General features: G+C 59.0%; 16 protein-coding genes. 6 read left to right on the top strand and 10 right to left on the bottom strand.

Going from position 1 to position 21,143, the window contains the following annotated elements; all coding sequences use genetic code 11:
* The first annotated feature begins 150 nt into the window (after positions 1 to 150).
* A complete protein-coding gene (locus AB5405_RS04610) occupies positions 151 to 558 on the top strand; it encodes a GtrA family protein (RefSeq protein ID WP_055250894.1) in 408 nt (135 codons plus the stop codon).
* Between the two features lie 159 nt (positions 559 to 717).
* Here AB5405_RS04610 and AB5405_RS04605 read toward each other — a convergent pair whose 3' ends face one another.
* From AB5405_RS04605 to AB5405_RS04575, 7 genes are all read right to left on the bottom strand, one after another.
* The gene (locus AB5405_RS04605) at positions 718 to 1,647 is read right to left on the bottom strand and encodes a DUF4430 domain-containing protein (RefSeq protein ID WP_368137738.1); all 930 of its coding nucleotides are present in this window, start codon (positions 1,645 to 1,647) and stop codon (positions 718 to 720) included.
* A gap of 9 nt (positions 1,648 to 1,656) precedes the next feature.
* Positions 1,657 to 5,463: a DUF4430 domain-containing protein gene (locus AB5405_RS04600; RefSeq protein ID WP_368137737.1), complete on the bottom strand. Its 3,807-nt coding sequence runs from the start codon at positions 5,461 to 5,463 to the stop codon at positions 1,657 to 1,659.
* Between the two features lie 431 nt (positions 5,464 to 5,894).
* The gene (locus tag AB5405_RS04595) at positions 5,895 to 7,658 is read right to left on the bottom strand and encodes an ABC1 kinase family protein (RefSeq protein ID WP_368137736.1); all 1,764 of its coding nucleotides are present in this window, start codon (positions 7,656 to 7,658) and stop codon (positions 5,895 to 5,897) included.
* Positions 7,659 to 7,666: 8 nt separating this feature from the next.
* Entirely contained in the window at positions 7,667 to 8,083 is a 417-nt protein-coding gene (locus AB5405_RS04590) for a hypothetical protein (RefSeq protein ID WP_099431942.1), read from the bottom strand.
* A gap of 99 nt (positions 8,084 to 8,182) precedes the next feature.
* Positions 8,183 to 9,706: a C69 family dipeptidase gene (locus tag AB5405_RS04585; RefSeq protein ID WP_368137735.1), complete on the bottom strand. Its 1,524-nt coding sequence runs from the start codon at positions 9,704 to 9,706 to the stop codon at positions 8,183 to 8,185.
* A gap of 355 nt (positions 9,707 to 10,061) precedes the next feature.
* The gene (locus AB5405_RS04580) at positions 10,062 to 10,916 is read right to left on the bottom strand and encodes a bifunctional 5,10-methylenetetrahydrofolate dehydrogenase/5,10-methenyltetrahydrofolate cyclohydrolase (RefSeq protein WP_368137734.1); all 855 of its coding nucleotides are present in this window, start codon (positions 10,914 to 10,916) and stop codon (positions 10,062 to 10,064) included.
* A 2-nt stretch (positions 10,917 to 10,918) separates the two neighbouring features.
* The gene (locus tag AB5405_RS04575) at positions 10,919 to 11,551 is read right to left on the bottom strand and encodes a cyclodeaminase/cyclohydrolase family protein (protein WP_195919175.1); all 633 of its coding nucleotides are present in this window, start codon (positions 11,549 to 11,551) and stop codon (positions 10,919 to 10,921) included.
* A 376-nt stretch (positions 11,552 to 11,927) separates the two neighbouring features.
* On the opposite strand from AB5405_RS04575, the gene AB5405_RS04570 reads away from it, so the two are divergent.
* From AB5405_RS04570 to AB5405_RS04560, 3 genes are all read left to right on the top strand, one after another.
* Positions 11,928 to 12,530 (top strand): hypothetical protein, encoded by a 603-nt coding sequence (locus AB5405_RS04570; RefSeq protein ID WP_368137733.1) that lies wholly within the window; start codon positions 11,928 to 11,930, stop codon positions 12,528 to 12,530.
* Between the two features lie 241 nt (positions 12,531 to 12,771).
* On the top strand, positions 12,772 to 13,365 hold the full coding sequence (locus tag AB5405_RS04565) for a hypothetical protein (protein WP_368137732.1): 594 nt from the start codon (positions 12,772 to 12,774) through the stop codon (positions 13,363 to 13,365).
* Positions 13,366 to 13,670: 305 nt separating this feature from the next.
* Positions 13,671 to 16,157 (top strand): phosphatidylinositol-specific phospholipase C, encoded by a 2,487-nt coding sequence (locus AB5405_RS04560; RefSeq protein WP_368137731.1) that lies wholly within the window; start codon positions 13,671 to 13,673, stop codon positions 16,155 to 16,157.
* 95 nt (positions 16,158 to 16,252) lie between these two features.
* Here AB5405_RS04560 and AB5405_RS04555 read toward each other — a convergent pair whose 3' ends face one another.
* Positions 16,253 to 16,522, bottom strand: coding sequence for a hypothetical protein (locus tag AB5405_RS04555; protein ID WP_138340451.1), 270 nt, complete (start codon positions 16,520 to 16,522; stop codon positions 16,253 to 16,255).
* 168 nt (positions 16,523 to 16,690) lie between these two features.
* On the opposite strand from AB5405_RS04555, the gene AB5405_RS04550 reads away from it, so the two are divergent.
* Positions 16,691 to 17,740 (top strand): PDDEXK nuclease domain-containing protein, encoded by a 1,050-nt coding sequence (locus AB5405_RS04550; RefSeq protein ID WP_229028365.1) that lies wholly within the window; start codon positions 16,691 to 16,693, stop codon positions 17,738 to 17,740.
* 425 nt (positions 17,741 to 18,165) lie between these two features.
* Here the strand turns inward: AB5405_RS04550 and AB5405_RS04545 are convergent, their stop codons facing one another.
* The gene (locus AB5405_RS04545) at positions 18,166 to 19,503 is read right to left on the bottom strand and encodes a TFIIB-type zinc ribbon-containing protein (RefSeq protein ID WP_349070699.1); all 1,338 of its coding nucleotides are present in this window, start codon (positions 19,501 to 19,503) and stop codon (positions 18,166 to 18,168) included.
* Positions 19,504 to 19,721: 218 nt separating this feature from the next.
* Between AB5405_RS04545 and AB5405_RS04540 the strand changes: the two genes are divergently transcribed.
* The gene (locus AB5405_RS04540) at positions 19,722 to 20,903 is read left to right on the top strand and encodes a cation diffusion facilitator family transporter (RefSeq protein WP_368137730.1); all 1,182 of its coding nucleotides are present in this window, start codon (positions 19,722 to 19,724) and stop codon (positions 20,901 to 20,903) included.
* Between the two features lie 12 nt (positions 20,904 to 20,915).
* Here AB5405_RS04540 and AB5405_RS04535 read toward each other — a convergent pair.
* Positions 20,916 to 21,143 (bottom strand): hypothetical protein (locus AB5405_RS04535; protein WP_368137729.1); only part of this gene is annotated, 228 nt, incomplete at its 5' end.

The following is a 21,143-nucleotide window of genomic DNA, read 5'->3' as shown; positions in this document are numbered from 1 at the left end:
GCTCGTTTACGGGAAGATTTGCAACGTTTGCGGATTACCTCTTGAATATTTGGCGAGTTCGTATAGTTCTTTCCAAAGACCTTACGTTTCCCATGCAAAAGCTCTAAAGTAACTCGTTGCTCGATTCATCAACGCATTGGATGTGATTACGTGCGCAAGGCGCTGGCACAACCTCATACCAAGCAGTTCCTCAAGTTCGCTGTCGTGGGTCTTATCTCCTTTGGCATCGACTGGGGCATGCTTATTGCGCTCGTCGAGCTGTTCCACCTCGACTTTTTGATGAGCACCACGGTCTCGTTTACCACGTCCGTCGTGGTCAACTACTGGCTCAGCATGAAGTACGTGTTCGACCATCGCGAAGGCATGAGCCGCAAGCGCGAGTTCACGATCTTCACCATCCTGTCGGTGATCGGTCTGGGCCTCAACGACCTGTACATGTTTGTGGGTGTCACGTTTTTGAGCATCGGCTACCAAGCCATGAAGGCCATCGCCACGTTCTTGGTCACCTGGTACAACTACTTCAGCCGCCGCTTCTTCCTCGAGGGCGCACGATCGTAGTCGATTCACTATTTGCTTGAATGTATAACCGGTTGGAATTCCCGTTCCAACCGGTTTTTTGTTTGCCGAGAGACCCGGCGGCCCAGTCCCATTCGCATGAAAAACGGGCGGCCCGGATGTTTGTCCGAACCGCCCGTCTGGCGCGCTATGTCGAGGCCTCTAGCCTGTCACGTAATACCAAACCACGTTGTCGCCGTTGGAGAGAACATAGTTGCTGCACGCCGTCATGGGCGATGTGCCGTTGACGGAGTACATCCAGCCGCTCGTGCCGCCGTGCTGTTTCTCGGCCAAACCGCCAATCGCGGAAACGTACGTGCCGTACGACGAGCCATGCGCGTTGACAGAAAGGCCCAGCGCACACAGGGCATCGTAGACAGTAGCGCCTTCGTTAAAGGTAAAGGTGCCACCAGAGGACACAGGATTGCCCACAGCGCTCGATGTGACCGAAACCGTTACCGTGACGTAGCTAGGCTGCTGCGAGCTGCCCTGGTCGCCAGTAGAGACGTTGCCGCTATCGGGGGCAGAAGATGCCCCGCTGGATGAGGAGGAAGCGCCAGGCGTAGAGCCGGCCCCGTCAGAAGAAGTCGAGTTCTGAGAAGTCGACTGATTGCCGTCGGTCTTTTTATTGCTGCTCTTCTCTCCAGACTTCTTGCCATCCTTGTCTTCGGACTTTTTGCTATCCGAGCCCTTGTTTGATTCCTTGTCCGAAGACTCGGACTCCTTCTTAGAGTCAGATTTATCCGAACCCTTAGACTCGTCGTTCGCACCATCCGAAGATTTGGAATCCTTGGAGCCAGCTTTACCCGAAGCGACGGTCGAGTCAGACCCCTTGGCGTCCTTCGCGACGACGCTCTCCCCCGTCACGGTCTGAACGATCCAGTCAATGGACCAGGCGCCGCTCTCGGAAGGATGGACGAAGCCCAGCGATATGACAATTAGCGCAACGCACGCGGCGGTCAGGACGCCAGTAAGCGCCCTCCGTCGAGGGACGGACGCCGCCGAAGCGGCGCCCTGTTGCTTTGCATCGTCGAACTGAATGAACGAGGAATTTGGTTGCTTGGGGTCAGCGTCCTTGGATTTATTGGACACAGCCCTCACCTACCGACGTTTGGTGAACACGAACACGCCGACGATGGCGAGACCGATGACGCCGGCGGCAACGCCAACAATGGCGAGCGGGTTGGCGCCAGTCTCCTGCTCGGAAGCACTAGAGGGCTTCTTAGCAGTGGTCGTGGAAGCAGCACCCGTATCAGACTTGGAATCGGACTTCTTGTCGGACTTGCTGTCCTTCTTGTCAGACTTCTTGTCAGACTTCTTCTCGTCCTTCTTATCGGACTTATCAGAGTCCTTCTTGTTGGACTTGTTGTCCTTGGTCTCGGTCTTGGTCGACACCGTCGTCTTGGTCATCGGCTTATGACCCGGAGCGACAGCGCCGCCAGTCTGCTGGCCCTTCGTGCCGGAGCCGGAACCCGTGCCCGTGCCAGCGCCAGCACCGGAACCGTTGCCAGCGCCACCATTGCCGCCATTGGAGCCAGAACCGCCATTGCCGCCAGGGTTAACAGCATTCTTGGTCCACTTGGCATACAGCGTCAGATCGGCCGTCACCGGCGTACTGAAGTCATACGCCTGCGTGCAAGCCTCATCGGTGAACCAACCGCCGAAAGTGTAGCCATCGCGCGTCGGATCGGCCGGCTTGACCAGCTTGCCGTCGGCCGTAGCAACAAACTTAGTGTCGCAAGCAGACCCGCCGTTGGAATTAAAGGCAACCGTCCAAGACTCAACGGTCCCGAGCTTAAACAGCGTACCCGAATCATTGATGTAGTACAGGTTGCCAGATGCATCGGCAATGACCGGAGAGTCACAGTACTGGTAATGGCCAGCCGCATCATAAATCTGCGTCGCCTCTGCATCGCCGAGCGTATAGCGATACACGCCACCACCAGCAGAGTAGTTGACGTAATCCTTGCTATCCGCGCTGTTAACGGTGAAGTACACATAGGTCTTGCCGCCCTGAACACTCACCAGCGGAGTAGCAGCAATACCGTTGAGGCCAGCCGGCAGCGCCTTGCCGTCGGCAGCAGCGACCATCGTGGTCTTACCCGTCTTCAGGTTATAGAGAACCAGAGCAGAGCCCGTAGCCGTCTGTCCGCCGACAATTAGATTGTCACCAGACACCGCAGGGGCGCTCAGATTATTCGTAAGGCCCAGATCAACCGTCTTCTGTGCACTCAGCACACCCTTCGCCGAAAGCGAAATCACATGGAGCTTTCCGTCGTGCGTCATCTGATAGAAGGTCGAACCATTGGACGGATCGGCAATGCAATCGGCATTTGCGACAGCGCCGAGCTCCATGGTCGAAACGACATCGCCCGTCGTCTTATCAATGCACTTAAGCGTACCCGCGCTCGTAGGAACGATGGCATACTTATCCGTCAAAGCCGCACCAGTCCAGTAATAGCCCTCGGAAGCGTCAATGTTCTGCCAAGAAACTTCGCCCGTGGCAATCTTAATGCGCATAAAGGAGCCGTTGCCGTAGGTCGCGTTGTAATTCTCGTCATACGAAATATCGACCGAGCCTACATAGACGTACTCGCCGTCCGAAACGACGGTGCAGGAGCTCTGCGTCAAGTCCGTCAAACCAGGCGACAGCCACTTGCAGATCAGCTTGTCTGCAGTAATCGCCTGGACCGCACCGCCGTTGAGCGGAACGATGATAAGGCCATTGGTATAGATCGGGCGAGAGGTATAGCTCACCTTAGAGGCAAGCGGCGCAGAGGCAACCTTTTTGCCCGTGGACGAATCGATCTTAATGAGCTCGTTCTCGGTCGCGATGTACACAAAGCCGTTAGCGATGACAGGCTCGCTGCAGTTGGCATACTGCTGGCCAGACTCGGCCTTCCAATCGAAGGCCCACTTAAGACCGGCGGCCTGCGCAGGCGTCTTGGCACCCGTTACGGTCGAACCGTTGCCACTGTTGCCGTAGCCGGCCCACTCGGCATCCCAATTAGGAGTCGTCGCACTCGGGTCCACGACAATCTTGTCGGGATCGGGCATGGGCGATTTTTCGGTGGTGTAGGCAAATGTAACCTTGTCGCCGCTCTTGAGCGTGACCTGGTTGGCACAGAGGGATGAGGACTCTCCGTTGATATACAGATGCCAGTATTTACCGGTCGCACCATCATAGCCGTAAGACTTGTCTTCGAACGGCGAAGTAATGGACCAGTATGCACCACTCTGGGAGGCCTTGTAATCAATGCCCTTCGCCTTCAGAACCGTCTCAATAAGGTCCTGAGCCGTAGAGCCTTCGGGCAGGGAAACATTGCTTGCCGAGCCCCAGCGAGTATTGTTGCCGTTGACATCGGGGCCGATGATATCGGCGGATCCAAGCACCTGACCAGGGAGGGCATCGCTGTCGCCAGCATACATAAAGGTGACGGCGTCACCCTCATGGAGCTCGTAGGCACCAGCGCCAACGTCGGCGAACTTGTACTTTGCGTCGGACTTGCCCTTTACGTAGAAGCGCCAATAGCTATTGGTCGCAGCATCAGAGCCACAATAGGTCTTACCGTCAAGCGGCGAGGTAATGCCTCTAAGGTACCAACCCCAAGACTCTTCTGTAGCTTTGAGTTTAAGACCAGTCTGCTCCAACAGGTCCTTGGCAGTAGAGCCCGCCTTGAGACTCGTCTGGCCCGTCGAAGCCCAAACCTGCTGCTTGCCATCCTTGTCCTTACCGAGGACCTGAACGGAAGCATGGACAGAATCGGAGGGCAGCTGGTCGCCCCAGCCACCGTAGAACCACGTGACGGTATCGCCGGCATGGATGGTGACATTGTCTGCCGTATAGTCGCTCGACTTGCCGTTGATGAACAGCTGCCAATAGGTCGAATAATCTTGGGGCGTACCCAGCTCAACACCGTTGTACTTAAGGCTCAGAATGAAGGAGCCGGCAGCAACGGCGTCGATGTCATTCGCCTCAAGCGCGACCTTCGTAAGGTCAAGTGCGCTCGAGCCGGACGTCACCACATACTGCGCGTTATCGACCCAAGCCTGAGTCTTGCCCTGGGCATCGCGACCAATGACGGTCACATTTGCGGCAACCTGGTCCTTAACGACAGGGGACGAGCTACCAGCCGTATAGGCAAACTCAATCTTCTGCCCCTGGGTGAGCTTGACGCTGCTCGCGCCAACCGAGGAAGACGCGCCGTCGACGAACAGCTGCCAGAAGGCATAAGTCGTCGGATCGTAGGCTAGCGTGCGGCCATCGTTCGGGGATGTGATGCTTTTGAGGTAGAAACCGTATGCCGTGTTCGGATCGTAATCCGCCTTAAAGCCCGTCTTCTGCTGCAGCTTAACGAAGGCGTCCGCAGCCGTCGAGCCCTCGTCGAGCTTGAGTTGCGTAGGTGCCACCCAGGTCTGAGCCTTGCCGTCGGCATCGGTGCCGATAATCGAGAACGAGACCTCGACTTGCTTCTTGGCGACATCGCCAGTTTCTGTCGGGTTCCCTGTCTGAACGGCAGCCGCGGCGGCAGATCCTGCTTGGCCAGCGGATGCCGTCGAAGACTGCTCACTCGTGGCAGGGCTCTCCCCCGTCGCCGAGCCTTCGTCGCCAGTTGCCGCCTCTGTTGTGGCGGCACTAGCTGCAGGCGCGCTCCCGGAATCCGAAACCTCGGCGCCGCTCTGCTCAGCGGCACCGCCCGCAAGCGCTGCGTCCTCACTCGACGTCGCAGCCTGAGCCACGGCCTCGGCAATGCCCTCGGCGCCCTCGGCCCACAGCTGAGCAGGTGTGGTGCCAAAGGCCATCGCGAAGGCCAGGAATGCCACCAGGCAGCGCTTGGCTACACCGCGTGCAATCGCGCCACGGCGATGCAACGAGGCGCGCTCGCGCTCGTCCTCAAACATATCCATTTGTCCCCCATTGTCTGTACTTGGAGCGTTGCCTTGAGGCTGCCCCACGTCATCGCGCATGTTGCGCTCGAGTTCCCCCATCGGGGTCCCCCTTCCCTCCAGAGCCCTATGCACGCCGGCGGCATACGCCGCAGCCGCATGCAAGATGGGAGGCGATCCGACTTAACCTTAACGGCTCAGGCGCGCCGTCCGATCTGCGACGCGAACATCCCGAGCCAAGAGGAATTACGGTTACTGGTACAGCCGGGGACTTGCACCCCGATTCTCCCAAACGCGCAGGAAAACCGCGCATTCGTGCGTCTCCGCACCACCATCTAGGCCATCGATTAAAACCGCCAATATGCTATCACGCAAAAGGGCCTCGCACGCAGGCGAAGCCCAAGGTAAAAGCTATTGTTTGCGATAGGAAAATGCGGTGACGGTCGCAGCCTCTAGTGCTTGCTGCCGTGGCTGTTGCGCCAGATCTCGCGGCCCAGCATCAGCGCCAGCACCAGCGCGCTCACGTAGCCCATAAAGCCAATGACTGGGATACCAAACACAACCGGCTCGATGCGTGCGTAGTACACCACCGACGAACCGATAAACAGGCCGGCGATAACGATAGCCATCGACATGCGGTCGATAATTCCGCCCAGCTGTCGCAGCGCCTTATCGCTGCTCATGATCTGCGTGTTCACCTTAAGCTGCCCGCGTGTGAGCATACGCGAAGCCAGCCCCAGGTACTCAGCCGCCTCGAGTGAGCCCTTCGCTGCGCGATAGCTGCTCGCGGCAAGATCGCGCCCCATGTCGCGCACGCGCGCATAGGTGCTTTTCTCGTTTTTGATGTGCGTCTGGATGATCTGGATCATGTTGACGTTGGGCATGTACTCGGTCAGCAGGCCCTCGAGCGTCACCATGCCGCGCGCGAACATCGTTACCACGCTCGGCAGCTCAACATCGTTTTTGCGCGCCAGGTTTAGCAGCGAGGTCAAAAACTCGCCGATATCCAGATCTTTCAGGTCAAGGCCCGCAAAGTCAGCCACGATAAAGTCCAAGTCGGACAAAAAGGCCGAATGGTCAAGCTCGGCCGAATCGCCGCGCGTCACGGCAAAGCGCATGAGCGAATCCTTGAGCTTGGGCACGTCGCCCTCGGCCACGGCGAAAATCATGTCCTTGACGATACCACGGTCGTGGCTCGACATGCGTCCGACCATGCCCAAGTCGATAAAGTAAACGATGCCGTCCTTGAGGATGATGTTTCCCGCATGCGGGTCGGCATGGAAAAAGCCGTCATTGAGCACCTGCGTCGAGTAGTCCTCGACAATCGCGGCACCGATCTTTTCCAAGTCATAGCCCTCGGCCACCAAGCGTTCAGGATCGGCGATCGAAATGCCGTCGACGTAGTCCATGACCACCACGTGCTCGGTGCACAGGTCCAGATAGGATTTAGGGCACGTCACGCCATGAACGCTCTTATGGAACTCGTAGAAGTCGTTGAGGTTTTTGGCCTCGGCCAAAAAGTTGGTCTCCTCGCGAAACGAGGTCCACAACTCCTCGACTACGCCGTGCAGGTCAACGAATTGATCGGTGTTGACGAACTTGGAAACGATACGCACCACCGAGCGGATGATATCGATGTCCTGTGCCATAACCTGCTGCGCACCGGGGCGCTGCACCTTGACGGCCACGTCCTCGCCCGTCACCAGACGTGCGCGGTGCACCTGCGCAAGCGATGCGCTACCAAGCGGATTGGGGTCGATCGCATCAAACATCTCCCCCAGGCGCAGGCCGTATTCTTCTTCCAGACAACTGAGTACGACCTCGTACGGCACCGGCTCCACGTCGGAGCGCAGACGACGCAGCTCGTCGCAAAAGCGTTGCGGCAGAATCTCGGACCGGTTGGCCAGAATCTGCCCCATCTTGACGAACATGGGGCCGAGTTCCTCGAGCAGGCGGCGCAAACGAACCGGCGTGAGGTTATCCCACACGCGGTACTTTTTGACCAGGCGTACAATCTGCCCAATGCGTTCGCGACGACCCGCCGGCGTGAGCTGGTATTCCTCGTCCGGCGCCATCGCGTCGGGCTCCTCGGGCACCATATCGACGGCGCGCGGCTTCTTGCGAGCGCCCGAGACGGCGGCGTCGACCTCATCGACAACCGCCGCCTCGTCACCCAAGGGGTCTAGATTGTTGTAATCGGTGGTGGAATCTGCCATCTGCGCTGCTACTCGGCCTCTTCGGTATCCTTCGCATCGTCGGGCTCAACGGACTCGACGGGCACCGAGGTCACGTTGTCCTCGACCGAATCGACGATGTCGCGCACATGGGCCAGGAAGGCCGTGCGCTCGGGGGCGGTCATAACGCGGACGCGGGCAAGGATGAGCTCGTCGAGCACGCGCTGGGCCGCGGTCTCGCCCTGCGTGCCCAAGCGCTCGGTCAGATCGGAGATGGTACCGCCGGCCTGCTCGAACATATCGGACACGCTGCGGGCGATATCGGGAGCGCCTGCGTCCTTGCGCACCTGCTCACCCTTGGTATTGAGGTCGTCGAGAACCTTCTTGCTGCCCTCGACGGCAACGGCGGCAGCGCCAAAGCCAACGTTGATGGCGCCGTTAACAAGCTGATCGAGTTTCATAACCATGGTTGTCTCCAATCACAAACAACTGCATTGGCGTTCTTGTACCCAAGATTGAGTGAAAGCGACAAAGCGTTTTAGCGCTATTCGATCGACGGGAAATCCCTACCTCACGTTGTCGTTCATCGCGAAAGAGTTCTTCATGGCGCAGCTCGTGGTGTAGAGCACCTTGCTCAGTAGAGCATCGGTCTCCACGCGGACACGCTCGGCAAAGGCCTCGTTGGCGCGTGCAAGCTCGGCAGGCACCTCGGCCTCGGGCAAAACGGCTACGGCAGCGTCGACGTCATGGATCTGCTTGTGGCCCATGCCACCGACCTTCTCCTGATAATCCTCGACCGCGCGACCGCACTCATGGAAGCGGACGTCAGCTAGCGCGCCGATCAGGCGGTTGGCCCAGTAGAAGTTTTCGGACGTCACGCGAGCCTGCGTGTCGGCATAGTACTCGGGCATGGTCTCGACGTTGGCGTACAGCGGAACCAGCGCGTTAAACGAGTTGGAGCCAAACGCCATCCACTGCACGGCGCGATAGGCCGGCTGCGCATAGGGACGCAGCTGCAGCACGGCGAGCTGGCTGTTGCGGTTGATGCCGATGGGGCGATATGCGCCACGCGTAGCGGGCGTGCCCTTGCTACCGTAGCAATCGTACTCCGTGCCCTGGTAGTGGCTCGAGAGTACGTACTTGATGTCCTCGATGGTCACCTTGCGCTCGGGCACGCGGCTCCAGGGGATATCGTCGCTCTCGGGCGTGTAGTCGGCGTCGGGGCCATCCCACACGTCGCTGGGGTTGAGACAGCGCTGCATGTACCACGCGCGCGGCGTGTTGTAGACGTGGTCGCTGTCGCTGTGCGAGCCAAAGGCCTCGCGCGGGTTAAAGACCGCAGCCGGGCCGTCGCCCTCGACGCCCAGCGTCAGGTCCAGATGCCACTCGGCCATCCAGGCGCGCAAGTCGGCGGAGCACATGTGGTCGGCCTGGGCGCCCTCGGCGTCATCCAGGTCAAAGCTGTCGATACCCAACTGGTTGGGCATGGTCACATAGGCGTCGTCAGGCACGCGCTTGGCAATCCAGTGGTGACCACCGATGGTCTCGAGCCACCAGATCTCGTCCACATCACTAAAGGCGATGCCGTTGTTCTCGTAGGTGCCGTAGCGCTCGAGCAGGTCGCCCAGGATACGAACGCCGTCGCGGGCGGACTTGGCATACGGCAGCACCAGGGTCACCATGTCCTCCTCGCCCAAGCCGCCGGGCTGTGCCGGAACGTATCCGTCCTCGCCCTCGTTGCCCTTGGCGGGTACGTAGTCGACGAGCGGATCGGCGCCGCGGACGCGCTCGTTGGTGGTGAGCGTCTCGGTTGCGGACATGCCCACATTGAGCTCGTTGAAACCGGCCTCGGCCCAGATGCCGTGGCCCGGGACAACATCGGGGACACTCGTGTAGCGCATGGGGTTATCGGGCAGCTCAACGGTCAGGTGACTCAGGACGCTCGTGTAGACGCGCGGCTGCTCGTCGGGATGCACCACGCGCATACGCTTGGGCTCAAACACCCCGTTGGACGAGTCCTCGTTACGCGCGACAAGCGTCGACCCGTCGTAGCTCGCGTTCTTACCGACCAGAATCGTTGTGCACGGCATGCGCATCCTCCTTGAGCGAAGAAATCAAACGGCAACAGTGTATCGCTTCGACGCAAAAAGGGCGAAACCACGGCACCGGCAACCCCTGTGGTCAAAAAATGCCAAATATGAGTACTGTCACCAATTTAGTAACAGCAATTTTGCTACGCATGGGTGTCGGAAGTCTACATTTGTTCAAAAATTAGATGATGTAATTCCCCATAGGTCCAATAAAATAGGCTCTCTATCGATAATAAATATCGTTAGAGAGCCAAATTAACCTAAAATATATGTGACTATCTTGGCAACACTACTCATATTTGGCATTTTCTGTCCACGGGGTATAGAACTAACCCCTCAAACAGCTTCAAAACGCCTATTTCGATGCGCGCTCGGCCGCTTCGATCACGTGTTTGGCGAGAATCGCCGTTGTCACGGCGCCCACGCCGCCCGGCACGGGGGTGATGGCACCAACAACCGGCTCCGCGGCAACAAAATCGACGTCACCCACCAGCTTGCCAGCGTCCTCATCCCAGTTAATGCCCACATCAATGATCGTCTGGTCCTCGCGAACGGCATCCACGCCAATCGTGCGCGCGCGTCCAACGGCGGCAACCACAATGTCAGCAGCACAGCACTCGGCGGCAAGATCGCGCGTATGCGTATGGCACGTCGTCACGGTTGCGTTGCGCGCCGTAAGCATGGCGGCAACGGGGCGGCCAATTACCAGTGAGCGTCCGACCACGGCAACTTTGGCGCCGTCCAGCTCAACGCCGTAATGATCCAGCAAAGCAAGCACGGCTTCGGCTGTGCAGGGGGCAAAACCCTCGCCGCGCCCCGAAAGCGTGGTGAGCAGCGAAGCCGGCGTCATGGAGTCAACGTCCTTGGCGAGATCGAGCGCTGCGGCGACGGCGTTCTCGTCAAGGCCGGCGGGCAGCGGGCGAAACATCAGACAGCCATGAACAGCCGAGTCGGCATTGATGTCCTCGATGGCCGTCAACAGCTCGTCTTGCGAAACACCGGCAGGAAGCAACACGCGACGCGCCTCGATGCCAACCTTTTCGCAGCGTTTAAGGGCGCCGCGCTCGTAGGACAGGTCGTCCTCGCGCTCGCCCACGCGAACGATGGCCAGCGTGGGCACAACGCCGCGCTCACGCAAAGCCGCGCAGCGAGCAGCGAGCTCCTCAGTCAACGCGCGGGCAACAGGAGCACCCTTCAGTAGCTCAGCCATGGCTATCCTCTCTTCCTTGCAGCGTCGGCGGCGCGGCGCGCCAGCGCATCGGCGCGCGGCAACCATGTGTCGAGCAGCTCATCACACGCCGTCTCGAGCTCCTCGGCACGAACGCGATCTTTCATAGACGTGGTGTTCGCAAAGAGCGTCAAGCTCGCGCCCTGCATAGCGGCACGGCAGAACACGGCGCCGCACGCCACATCGGACAGCAGCTGACGCGAACCCTTGTCGGCCATGTCCTCGAGCAGCGCCAGCGCACGCCCGCAGGCATCCATAATGCGATACGGCGGCATAGCGGCCACATGCAGCGCATCCTGAATCGCGGTCGCTCGAGCCGGATCGTCACGCGGAATACCGTACGCCGCGGACACCCGCCTGTAGGCACGAACGTCCTCGGAAACCAACTCGACAAGCTCCTGGGCCAGCTCATCAGCCTGGGCAAACGCGCGCGTCAGGTCATCCGCACGATCAGCAAGCGCGGGATTAGTCGCACCGTAGCGGGCAACCATTCCGCACAGCGAGGCGCCCAGCGCGCCCACAAAGGCGCTCGCGCTGCCACCGCCGGGAACCGGCTCGCGCGCGGCAAGCGCCTCGGCAAACCCGCGGCAGGTCTTGTCCATCATCTCTTGGCTCATACACATGCACCTTCAAGTCATATACATCGGTCGGGTGGAAACCGCCGACCGACCGCATCGATCACATAATGGTGCTAAGTCTAGCCCATAAGTACATAAGCGTCAGCGCACCTGGCCATCGCGGATTTCTATGACGAACGATAGGCGTCGGCACCGCAAACATGGGACACATGGCCCACCTTTCGAGACTTCCGGGCAGCGGCAACTGGGGCATACATATAGGTAAGGAGCCCTATGTTGGGGCAAGCTCATCACGGCACCGGACGACGAATGGAAGAATAACCGCACAGTAAACAAAGACATCATGCGCATGCGTAACCGCCGCCCCAGCGATCCGCGGCACACGATGTCCCTGGCAGACAAGGAGGACGCCACCATGAAGAAAAAGACCCTATCGATCCTTTCCCTGTGCATCGCCCTCTTTTCCGCGTTTGCCCTTGTCGGCTGCGGCGGGAGCGCGTCGAGCGGGGGCAGCAGCGCCGCCAAGAGCGAGGGCAAGGAAAAGGCCCCCGTCGCCGAAAAGACCGACTTTATCTGGTTTAAGGTCGAGATGCCCGGAGGCGTCGGCGTTAGCGACTCCGCTGGCAAGAACGCAGATAGAATCCAGCTCACCTTCCCCGAAGACGAGAACGGTTCCTCCGACCGCTTCATCCCCGTCTGGAAAAAGGCGATGACGGCTGAGGAGTCCCATGCCGACCAGGCAGAAAAGAAAGGCGATACGTTCCAGTGGGAGGATGGCGGGTCCGTCGAGTACAACGGCAGGACATGGCTCACCGGAACGTACAAGGACAACAGCGGCACCTCAACCATGCTCTTTACCGACGTCGAGCCGGGAAGCGTCTACATCCTCATCCCGAACTTCGACCAGCACAAGAAAGAAGCCGAGGCGCTTCTGAACTCCATCGAGTTCCCCGACGACATGAACGAAGCGGTTACCGAGGCACGCGAAGTCGAGATTTCGAGCATCGAGATCAAGTAACGGGACACCCGCACGCGCCTACGCGCACCCGCGCACATGCGCCCCATTAAAACAACGGGCGCCCAACCCGGGGAGGGCCGACAGCACCGGCCCTCCCCTCTTTTGCGCCCGAACATATTGCCACTTAACGGCGCAAATCCGGCCCTCAGAATGGGACACATGGCCCACCCTAGCGAGCCGTCCACGCGTACAGTAAAGACAGGTAATCCATGGGCGGTTACAGATCGAGGAGGACACGACCATGAAAAAGAAGGCCTTTGCGATTCTCACCCTCTGCATGAGTCTTTTTGCCGCGGTTGCCCTGGTGGGTTGCGGCGGAAGCGGCGGCGCTACCGGCAGTGGTGGTGGCGGCGGCGCAGAAAAGCCAGCCGTGGATATGAGGACCGACTTCATTTGGTTTAAGGTCGAGGTCCCCGAGGGCGTCGAGATCACCGACGTCGCAGGCGACACTGCCGACAGGGCCCAGTTTAAGATCACCGAGAGCGAGCACGCGAGCGACCGCTTCATCCCCGTCTTCGATCCTGACAAGAACGCCGACGAGCTGTTCGACTACGAGGCAAAGTGGAATGCCAGCTTTGAGTGGACCGAGAATGACCCCGTCAAGTACAACGGCAAGACTTGGCGCAACGCTTCCTATACACACTCGGGCGGCGTAACGACCGAATACTTCACCGACGTTGACGGCGGCAGTGTGTATGTGCGTATCGACAACGTCGAGGAGCACAAGGACGCCGTCGAGACCATGATGAAGTCTCTGGAATTTGCCGACGACATCGCCGAGGCCAAGACCGAGGCCATGGACGTCAAGCTCGACGATATCGAGATCAAGCGCTAAGCGACTGGCGAGCGCAACGGGAAACACGGTCGCAGTGCAAACAAGCGACGGTACCCCAGCGCTTCGTACCCAGGGAGGGCCGGTAAACCGACCCTCCCTTTCTTATGCCTGTAGCCGACGAACGCGAGGATGCTGGACGCCGGAACCGCCCCAAATGTGGCAACAGTACGAAAACGACAAACACCCCAACACGTCCGCCCACCGATTTATTGCGCCGCGCAGAAAATTAAACCAGCATCTTTAAACATCTGGGCAGTATAGTGACCAAAACTATCGCATAACCGCACTCTGCGAATGGAGAAGTTATGACCGAACACCATGCCATCAGCCGCCGAGCGTTTACGCTGGGCCTAGGGCTTGCGGCGTTGTCACCACTTGCAAGCCTGCCCGAAACCGCAGCGCCGGGCATTCCCCTGCGAGCGGCATTTGCAGACAACACACCCGCACCGTCGGACAGCCTCGACAATTTCGTCATTCGCCTTCGCCCCGCGGGCTATTTTCGCACCGCGAGCGTCAACCAAGACGGCAACGTTCGCGGCAACGTCTGCCACCTGTTTAACGACGGCACGTCCAGCAAGCTCATCCTTGAGAACGTAACGACCAAGAATGACGATACAAACTGGTATGCTATCCGCACCTTGCTCAATTTCGAAGAGCATAAAAAGACGGGCTACAGCATTTGGTCGGTCGACGACGACTCTGACAAAGATGGAAAGGTCATCCACGTATGGGGCGGCGAGTATGACAACAAGCCCAGCCGCGCTTTTGCGTTCGAGCGTCAATCAAACGGAACCTATATCATCCGAGACCGCACGGTCGAGAAAGAAACCGAGAAAAAAGACATTAAGTACCTGGCAATAGAATCGAACGGCGAAGACCAGGACAACAATAAGATCTGCCATAAGAGTAAGAGCATTCCGTGGGAGCTCGAACTTATCGGTTACGACATGAAAAAGAACGATGCCACGGTTAGCAGCCTCGACTGGATCACGTACAGCAGCTACGTCGACGGACCATGTTGGATGAAATACGTCGACGACAACAAGTTCCTCGACGAGCTGAGCATCCCGGGTACGCACGATTCGGGCACCTGCAGCGTGGACAACGACACTGAGCCCCAATCCTCGCAAGTAAAATGCCAGCAGGATTACATTCCCACGCAGTTGCTCGAAGGCATTCGCTATTTTGATATCCGGCTCGGAAAGGGCGATGACCCCGGCATCGACCACGGGATTTTCTACCTACTCAAAAAAGACGGGAACTATCTGCATCTCTCCGATGTCATCGGGTACTTCAAAACGTTTTTGAACGAAAACCCGTCAGAAGCGCTCATCATGCTCGCATCGCGCGGCAACGATGAGGCTACCGACGAAAGCATAACGACGGCCTTCGCCAAGGTTATGGCCGATAACCCCAACCTGTTCTACACGTCGAGCCACGTCCCCACGCTGGGCGAGGTGCGCGGAAAGATCGTCCTGCTGCGTCGATTTGGGCTCGCCGGCAACAGCGTAAGCGGCCACACGTGGGGCCTCGACCTCACCCAATGGGATGACAAGATCAAGGCGCATTCCGGGCAGTCGATGTGTCTCATCCAAGACGCGCGGGGATTTGAAGCCATAGGGGAAACGGGCAATGAAGAGCCCTATTGCACCAAGGTATATGCCCAGGACAAGTACAAACTCACGGGAACCGACAAGCTCAGCTGGGTCGATAATGCGCTGAAGGAAACGACCGGGCGCACGTGCAACAAGGTGGACGTCGTGGACGATGCCGGGGCCGAGGTGCAAGTCCAGGAGCGTTGCTGGTCTATCAACTACACCAGCTGCACGGGCTTGTCGCACGGAGGCAATCCTTTTACCTCGGCACGAGTAGTCAACGAGCATCTGTACAAGAGCCCGTACATCAATCCCAGCGGCATCGAGGATACAAAGTCAGATTACCTCAAGCACATTGGCATCATCGCATCCGACTTTGTTGATGCGGCGCTGGCCCGGAGCATCTACCAGCGCAATTACGATACGGAGCACAAGCAGACGGCTTCGTACTATCTCCCGTACTATCTCCCGACCCGCATGCGCATGACGTACGGCGACTCGCTGAGCGATGCCTCATTCCAGGATGGCAAGACCGTTGGCGAGGGTCATTTCCGCCTCGTCGACAGCAGCAACGTACTCAACGTGGCAGCTTCGGGCCATGCGTTTGCCATCGAATATGTGGATGTCGACGCCTTGGGCAACGAGACCGTTACGGAGCTGCGGGGCTCCGTGCCCATCGATATCGATCCACGCGCGCTGACGCCCCATTTTGAGGGACTCGAAGGCCTTAAGGCCGGCGAAGACGTGCGCGCCAAGATTGCGGCATCACTCGAGGGCAAGCTCGAAACCGATGCCTGCACGGCCCAGCTCGAGTTTGTGCACGACGCGAACGGCGCTCCGGGAACGGCGATGGCCGAGGGCGAGGCATTTACCGCGGGAACGTACTGGGTGCGCGTGAACGGTCTCTTGGGCGACGCGGCGCAGAGCTACACGCTCGCCAGCGATGGAGCCGCAAGCTTTACCGTAGCGGCCTCGGGCAGTGCAGGCGGCACCGGTAGCGGCACGGGTTCCAACGCAGACGGCGCCGACAAGAACGGCGGCGGCAACAAGAGCAAGGGCTCGACCGGAAAACTCGCCGACACGGGCGACGGCTCTGGCGTTGCCGCCGGGCTCGCTGCCGCCGCCGTGGCGACAACGGTCGCCGGCGCGGCGATGCTTGCCAATGACCGCGAAAACGTTGGGGACGACAGCGAATAGGCAAGCCCGCCTTTTAGACACATCGACTCAATTGGGGGGGCGCAGAATACCGTTCTGCGCCCCGATTTTTACCTTAGCCCGAACACCGTTATCGGCTACATCACCATGTTCAGCGCATTCACGAACTCCTGAGCTTGGGAGCGGCTGCTCAGACTAAAGACACAGGCAGTCAACAGCCTGTTACGTAGGAAAACGTCGCGGCCCTTGATCCTGCTGACCCCCGTAATGTCCTTAAGATAAACAATCTCGGTGTGCTTGCCACCAAAAGTGCCCTTCTTGAGCACCTCGATGCGGTTAGGGTAGATCTTGACGTCTTTAAACCTACCCGAACCTTTGTCCTGGAACAGCAGCGTGTTGTTGTCCATACGCGTCACTCCCGCGGGGTTCGCTAAAACTGCCTCTATGGTCACATTTTAACCACCGCAAGGCTCCCATGCGAAGGTGCCAGACAACATGGCAATTCGTGTCCGCGCGAGGCTTTAAACTAAATGCGTTAAAGATGCATTCCACAAGAGGAAAGTGGGGCGACAGTGATGGGTGAACTAGTAAACCGTGGAGAATCGGCAATCGTGCCCGAAGGTTTTTACAAGCAGGTCTCCTCGATTCTCAACGCCGCTCGCGACAAGGCCTATACCGCCGTTAACTTTGCGATGGTTGAGGCATATTGGGAGATCGGCAAGAGTATTGTTGATGAACAGGGCGGAGAGGAGCGCGCCAAGTATGGCGATGCACTGATCGACGAACTTGCCGTTAGATTGACTAAGGATTTTGGCAGAGGCTTCAACGCCAGAAGCTTAAGATACATGCGTCAGTTTTATCTTGCGTTCCCAATCCGGAACGCGCTGCGTTCCGAATTGAATTGGACACATTACCGCAGGTTATCGCGTATAACCGACCCTGATGCTCGAACATGGTACATGAACGAATGCGCCGATTCTCGTTGGAGCACGCGTCAGCTCGAACGCCAGATCAACACCATGTTCCGCGAGCGCCTACTTGCCAGCAAGGACAAGGAGGCCGTCACCCAGGAAATCCAAAAGAGCGCCCCGGCTCGTCGCCCCGAGGATATCATCCGCGACCCATATGTACTGGAGTTTTTAGGTTTCTCGGACGATACTGCGTTTCGCGAGAGCGATCTAGAGCAGGCGCTCATCACGCATCTTCAGAAGTTCCTGCTGGAGCTTGGCCGTGGTTTCGCTTTCGAGGCGCGCCAAAAGCGCATCACCTTTGATGGGCGCCATTTCTATATTGACCTTGTTTTTTACAACTATCTGATGCGTTGCTTCGTGCTCATCGACCTTAAGACGGACGACCTTACGCATCAGGACCTGGGCCAGATGCAAATGTATGTGAACTACTACACGCGCGAGCTCATGAACGAAGGCGACAATCCGCCCATAGGCATCGTGCTCTGCGCGGACAAAAGCGATTCGATTGTCGAGTACACGCTGCCCGAAGACAACGACCAAGTGTTTGCCGCCAAATACCTGCCGTATCTTCCAAGCAAGGAAGAGCTGGCGCGCGAACTAAGCGCCGAGTACCGCGCCATCAACGAAGCGACCAATGGCGAAACGCAAGGGTAGCAGCACGTTGCGACCGAAGCCACCGCAGCCGTCGCAGGCGCACTCGCGGTTGCGACGCACGCTACGAAACAATACCGGTCATGGACGCCGGCAACGACATTCTAGCCGTGGCTGGCGAGCGTGACCTGACAGGCAAAGACGCGGCCTTCGTCTGATGTGGGTCCATTGGCTGCCACAGAAAAGGGCCGGTTGCAGCCGGCCCTTTAGACGATAATACCTGCGTTGCCCGCGCTTCCGAAGTGTGACTAGCTGAGGAGCGGGTTCCGCGGCACAACCTGATTTTACCCAGTGAGGAGGCTCTTTTGCAGCCGCTCCACTGTTTATTTACATCTGGCACCCTCAAACAATCAGACGGCAGCCCGCACTCCTGAGAGCTGCCCCGCACCCCCGGCCATCACCTTACGGCAACAACCGGTGCTACTCCCCTACTTCCCAAATAGCGCACCCAGCAGACCGCGGCGTTTGGGCTTCTCCTCTCGGTAGGAACCCTCGACGGCGGCTGCAACCTGGCGCGGTTGCTCGCCGCCTCCACGGCGCACGATCTGGTACAGGAAGGGCGATTTAACGTATTTGACCTCGACGGGCGTGGCGTGCACGGTGCTCTCACCGGACAGATGCAGGCTCGGGCTGAGCGGCGCCACGATATGCGTTTCGCGCTTGTCGCTAAACACCACCGCGGCCGCGCGGCCCGTCTGGCCGTTTACGGCAATGCGCACCTGCTCGCCATCGCGGCCGTCTGTCGCCGGACGATCGACAAAGTAGACCGGCACCATCACCAGGCCGTCCTTATGTTTGCGGGCCTTGCGCGCCCACATGCGAATGCTCTTTTTATTGAGCCCCAGTACAGCCTCGGCGTCGTTGCCCGCAACGTCGAGCGCCAACTTATCAATGACCACCTGGTCCTTGGTAGACGCATCGACTGAGACAACGCGAAAGTCACCTTCCTGCATGGCGGGATCGAACGGACCGACCTTGGCAAAGTCCCACGGCTCCAAAATGCCCATGAGGCGAACGTCCAGGTAGTTTGCCCTGGGGTATGCCCAGTCGAGCACCTCGTAGTACACCAAGGCCTCCTTGCTCAGGCCCTTGCCCGGGAAGCTCGCCATCATGCGCAAGTCCGCCAGCGCCATGGGGAAATAGAAGAGCATCATGTCGTTTTGGATCGCGTCTTCCACGTCGTGCCCGGCAAAGGCATCCGGATACTGGCGCACCAACTGCAGCGCGTTGGCACGTGCCTGCTGCGGCGAGATTTCGCAGGGAATACCCTGCTCGGGCACATACTCCGCACCAACGCCCATGGTCAGGCGCTTGCTAAACGTCCCCGGCTTGAGCAGGTCCGCAATGCCGATCTTATTGCCGCAGGACGGGCACTCAAACACACGCTGCGTTGACTCGCCCTCAAAGGACGCTCCGCAGAAGGGGCAAGGAATGCTCACATGCGTGGCCTCTTGGAACTCCTGCGCCGTGCCGCGATCCTCCCACAGCAGATGTTCCAGGACCGACTGATTGCGCCAGTGCGCATTGAAGAAATACCAGTCCGGGTCCTGCGGGCGCTCGAGTTGCGACACATGCGTGAGTTTGAGCAGTCCATCCACCACCGTCAACGGCGTATGGCGAATACCCAAAGCGCTCTTGGGCTCTCCGGCGTCCGCCTGCCACGGAACCACCGTGCCGCAATAGGCGCACTCAAAGCTGCGCTTAGCCTGGTGCGAGTACATAGGGCCGCCGCAGTTTTGACATTTAATGGCAAACATCTCGTCCATGGAAACGTCCTCCTTTGCACAGGGGCTGTCGACATTAAGTATGTCGAGCAAGCAGGCACATGCCCATACCCATGTGGCCCAAAATGGACCACCCAGGCAGACGAGAAGTCTCGCTCGTTAGCACCGGCAGACTATTGCTGCATTTTCTGAGCATCGGCGCACGGCGCCCCCGTGCGAGCTACACTATCCCCTTAAACATGATTGTGAGGACGACCGCTATGCTATTTGTAAATCGGCTGGTACATACGCTTGTTCCCGGCAGCGAGGGCGAGCCGGTCGATGCATCTTGCCGCACCAACGCGGGTTTTGCCGCAAGCCTCATCTGCATTGGCCTCAACATCACTCTGTGCCTAGCCAAGGGCATCGCGGGCCTGCTTGCCGGCTCCGTCTCCCTCATCGCCGACGCTTTCAACAACCTCTCCGATGCCTCGAGCAACATCGTGAGTCTGCTCGGGTTCCGCCTTGCCAGCCGCCCGGCAGACGAGGGCCACCCTTATGGCCACGGCCGCTACGAGTACCTGGCCGGTCTGTTTGTCGCCGTCCTGGTTTGCGCCGTCGGCATCAATCTGATCCTCGAGTCGGTCACTAAGATCATCAAGCCTTCCCCCACTGCATATTCGGTGCTCTCCTTAGCCGCCCTCGTCTTGTCCATGCTCGTTAAGCTCTGGATGGCGGCATTCAACCGCACGCTGGGCAACCGCATCGATTCCGAGACGCTCATCGCCACGGCACAGGACTCCAAGAATGACGTCATCACCTCGGGCTCGGTCTTGGCGGCGGCGCTTATTTCGCAAGCGACCGGCTTTGATCTCGACGGCTGGGCAGGCCTGGGCGTGGGCATCTTCATTTGCATCAGCGGCATGGGCCTGGTGCGCGACGCCATCAGCCCGCTGTTGGGGCAAGCGCCCGACCCCAAGCTCGTCCAGGAAATCCGCGACAGGATCATGTCATACCCCCAGGTTCTAGGCACGCACGACCTCATGGTGCATGACTACGGCCCCGGCCGTCAGTTTGCCAGCGCACACGTGGAAATGCCCGGCGAGGGCGATGCCTTTGAGCACCACGAGATTCTGGACACCATCGAACACGACATCAAACGCCAGATGGGCATTGGCATTACGCTGCACTGCGACCCCATTGCAACAACCGGTGACGACCTGCGCGGCTGGGTAAAGCGCGGCGTAGCGCAGATCGACCCTGCGCTTTCCATCCACGACCTGCACGAGCACGACGGCTTTGTTTCGTTTGACCTGGTGCGTCCCGACGGCTTTGACATATCCGACGAGGAGCTACTGGAGCTCGTCACGCGCATCGTGCACGAGCGCCGGCCCGATGCATCATGCGTCGTTACGTTTGACTCGGGCTTTAGCTCGCCCGACCGTCCGGCAGAGCAGCTGTAGCCCGCTTAACAGCTAGTTACCCTGTGCGCCCGAAATGCCGTTTTGCAGAGCGTCCCAGGCATTGGTAGCCATATCGCCCAGATTCTGAGCAGTATCACCCAGGTTTTGTGCCGTATCGCCCAGCTCTTGCGCCTTATCTCCCAACTCCTGCGCCTTGTTGCTCAAGTCCTCCAGCGTATTGGAGCTCGAGCTGTCGGTACCGCTTTGGCCGCCGGACGAGTTGCCATAGCTGTTCTTGTG

Source organism: Collinsella aerofaciens, from assembly GCF_040920445.1.
Lineage (GTDB): Bacteria > Actinomycetota > Coriobacteriia > Coriobacteriales > Coriobacteriaceae > Collinsella > Collinsella aerofaciens_BH.
Note: the sequence above shows the minus strand (reverse complement) of the source record. Positions and strands in the feature narration are given on the sequence as shown.

Excerpts from the sequence above, each read along its gene's own strand:
- AB5405_RS04590 (WP_099431942.1), bottom strand. The coding sequence starts at position 8,083 with ATGGTTATGAAACTCGATCAGCTTGTTAACGGCGCCATCAACGTTGGC.
- AB5405_RS04565 (WP_368137732.1), top strand. The coding sequence starts at position 12,772 with ATGAAAAAGAAGGCCTTTGCGATTCTCACCCTCTGCATGAGTCTTTTT.
- AB5405_RS04545 (WP_349070699.1), bottom strand. The coding sequence starts at position 19,503 with ATGGACGAGATGTTTGCCATTAAATGTCAAAACTGCGGCGGCCCTATG.
- AB5405_RS04585 (WP_368137735.1), bottom strand. The coding sequence starts at position 9,706 with ATGCCGTGCACAACGATTCTGGTCGGTAAGAACGCGAGCTACGACGGG.
- AB5405_RS04540 (WP_368137730.1), top strand. The coding sequence starts at position 19,722 with ATGCTATTTGTAAATCGGCTGGTACATACGCTTGTTCCCGGCAGCGAG.
- AB5405_RS04600 (WP_368137737.1), bottom strand. The coding sequence starts at position 5,463 with ATGGATATGTTTGAGGACGAGCGCGAGCGCGCCTCGTTGCATCGCCGT.
- AB5405_RS04575 (WP_195919175.1), bottom strand. The coding sequence starts at position 11,551 with ATGAGCCAAGAGATGATGGACAAGACCTGCCGCGGGTTTGCCGAGGCG.
- AB5405_RS04550 (WP_229028365.1), top strand. The coding sequence starts at position 16,691 with ATGGGTGAACTAGTAAACCGTGGAGAATCGGCAATCGTGCCCGAAGGT.
- AB5405_RS04560 (WP_368137731.1), top strand. The coding sequence starts at position 13,671 with ATGACCGAACACCATGCCATCAGCCGCCGAGCGTTTACGCTGGGCCTA.
- AB5405_RS04570 (WP_368137733.1), top strand. The coding sequence starts at position 11,928 with ATGAAGAAAAAGACCCTATCGATCCTTTCCCTGTGCATCGCCCTCTTT.
- AB5405_RS04555 (WP_138340451.1), bottom strand. The coding sequence starts at position 16,522 with ATGGACAACAACACGCTGCTGTTCCAGGACAAAGGTTCGGGTAGGTTT.
- AB5405_RS04580 (WP_368137734.1), bottom strand. The coding sequence starts at position 10,916 with ATGGCTGAGCTACTGAAGGGTGCTCCTGTTGCCCGCGCGTTGACTGAG.
- AB5405_RS04595 (WP_368137736.1), bottom strand. The coding sequence starts at position 7,658 with ATGGCAGATTCCACCACCGATTACAACAATCTAGACCCCTTGGGTGAC.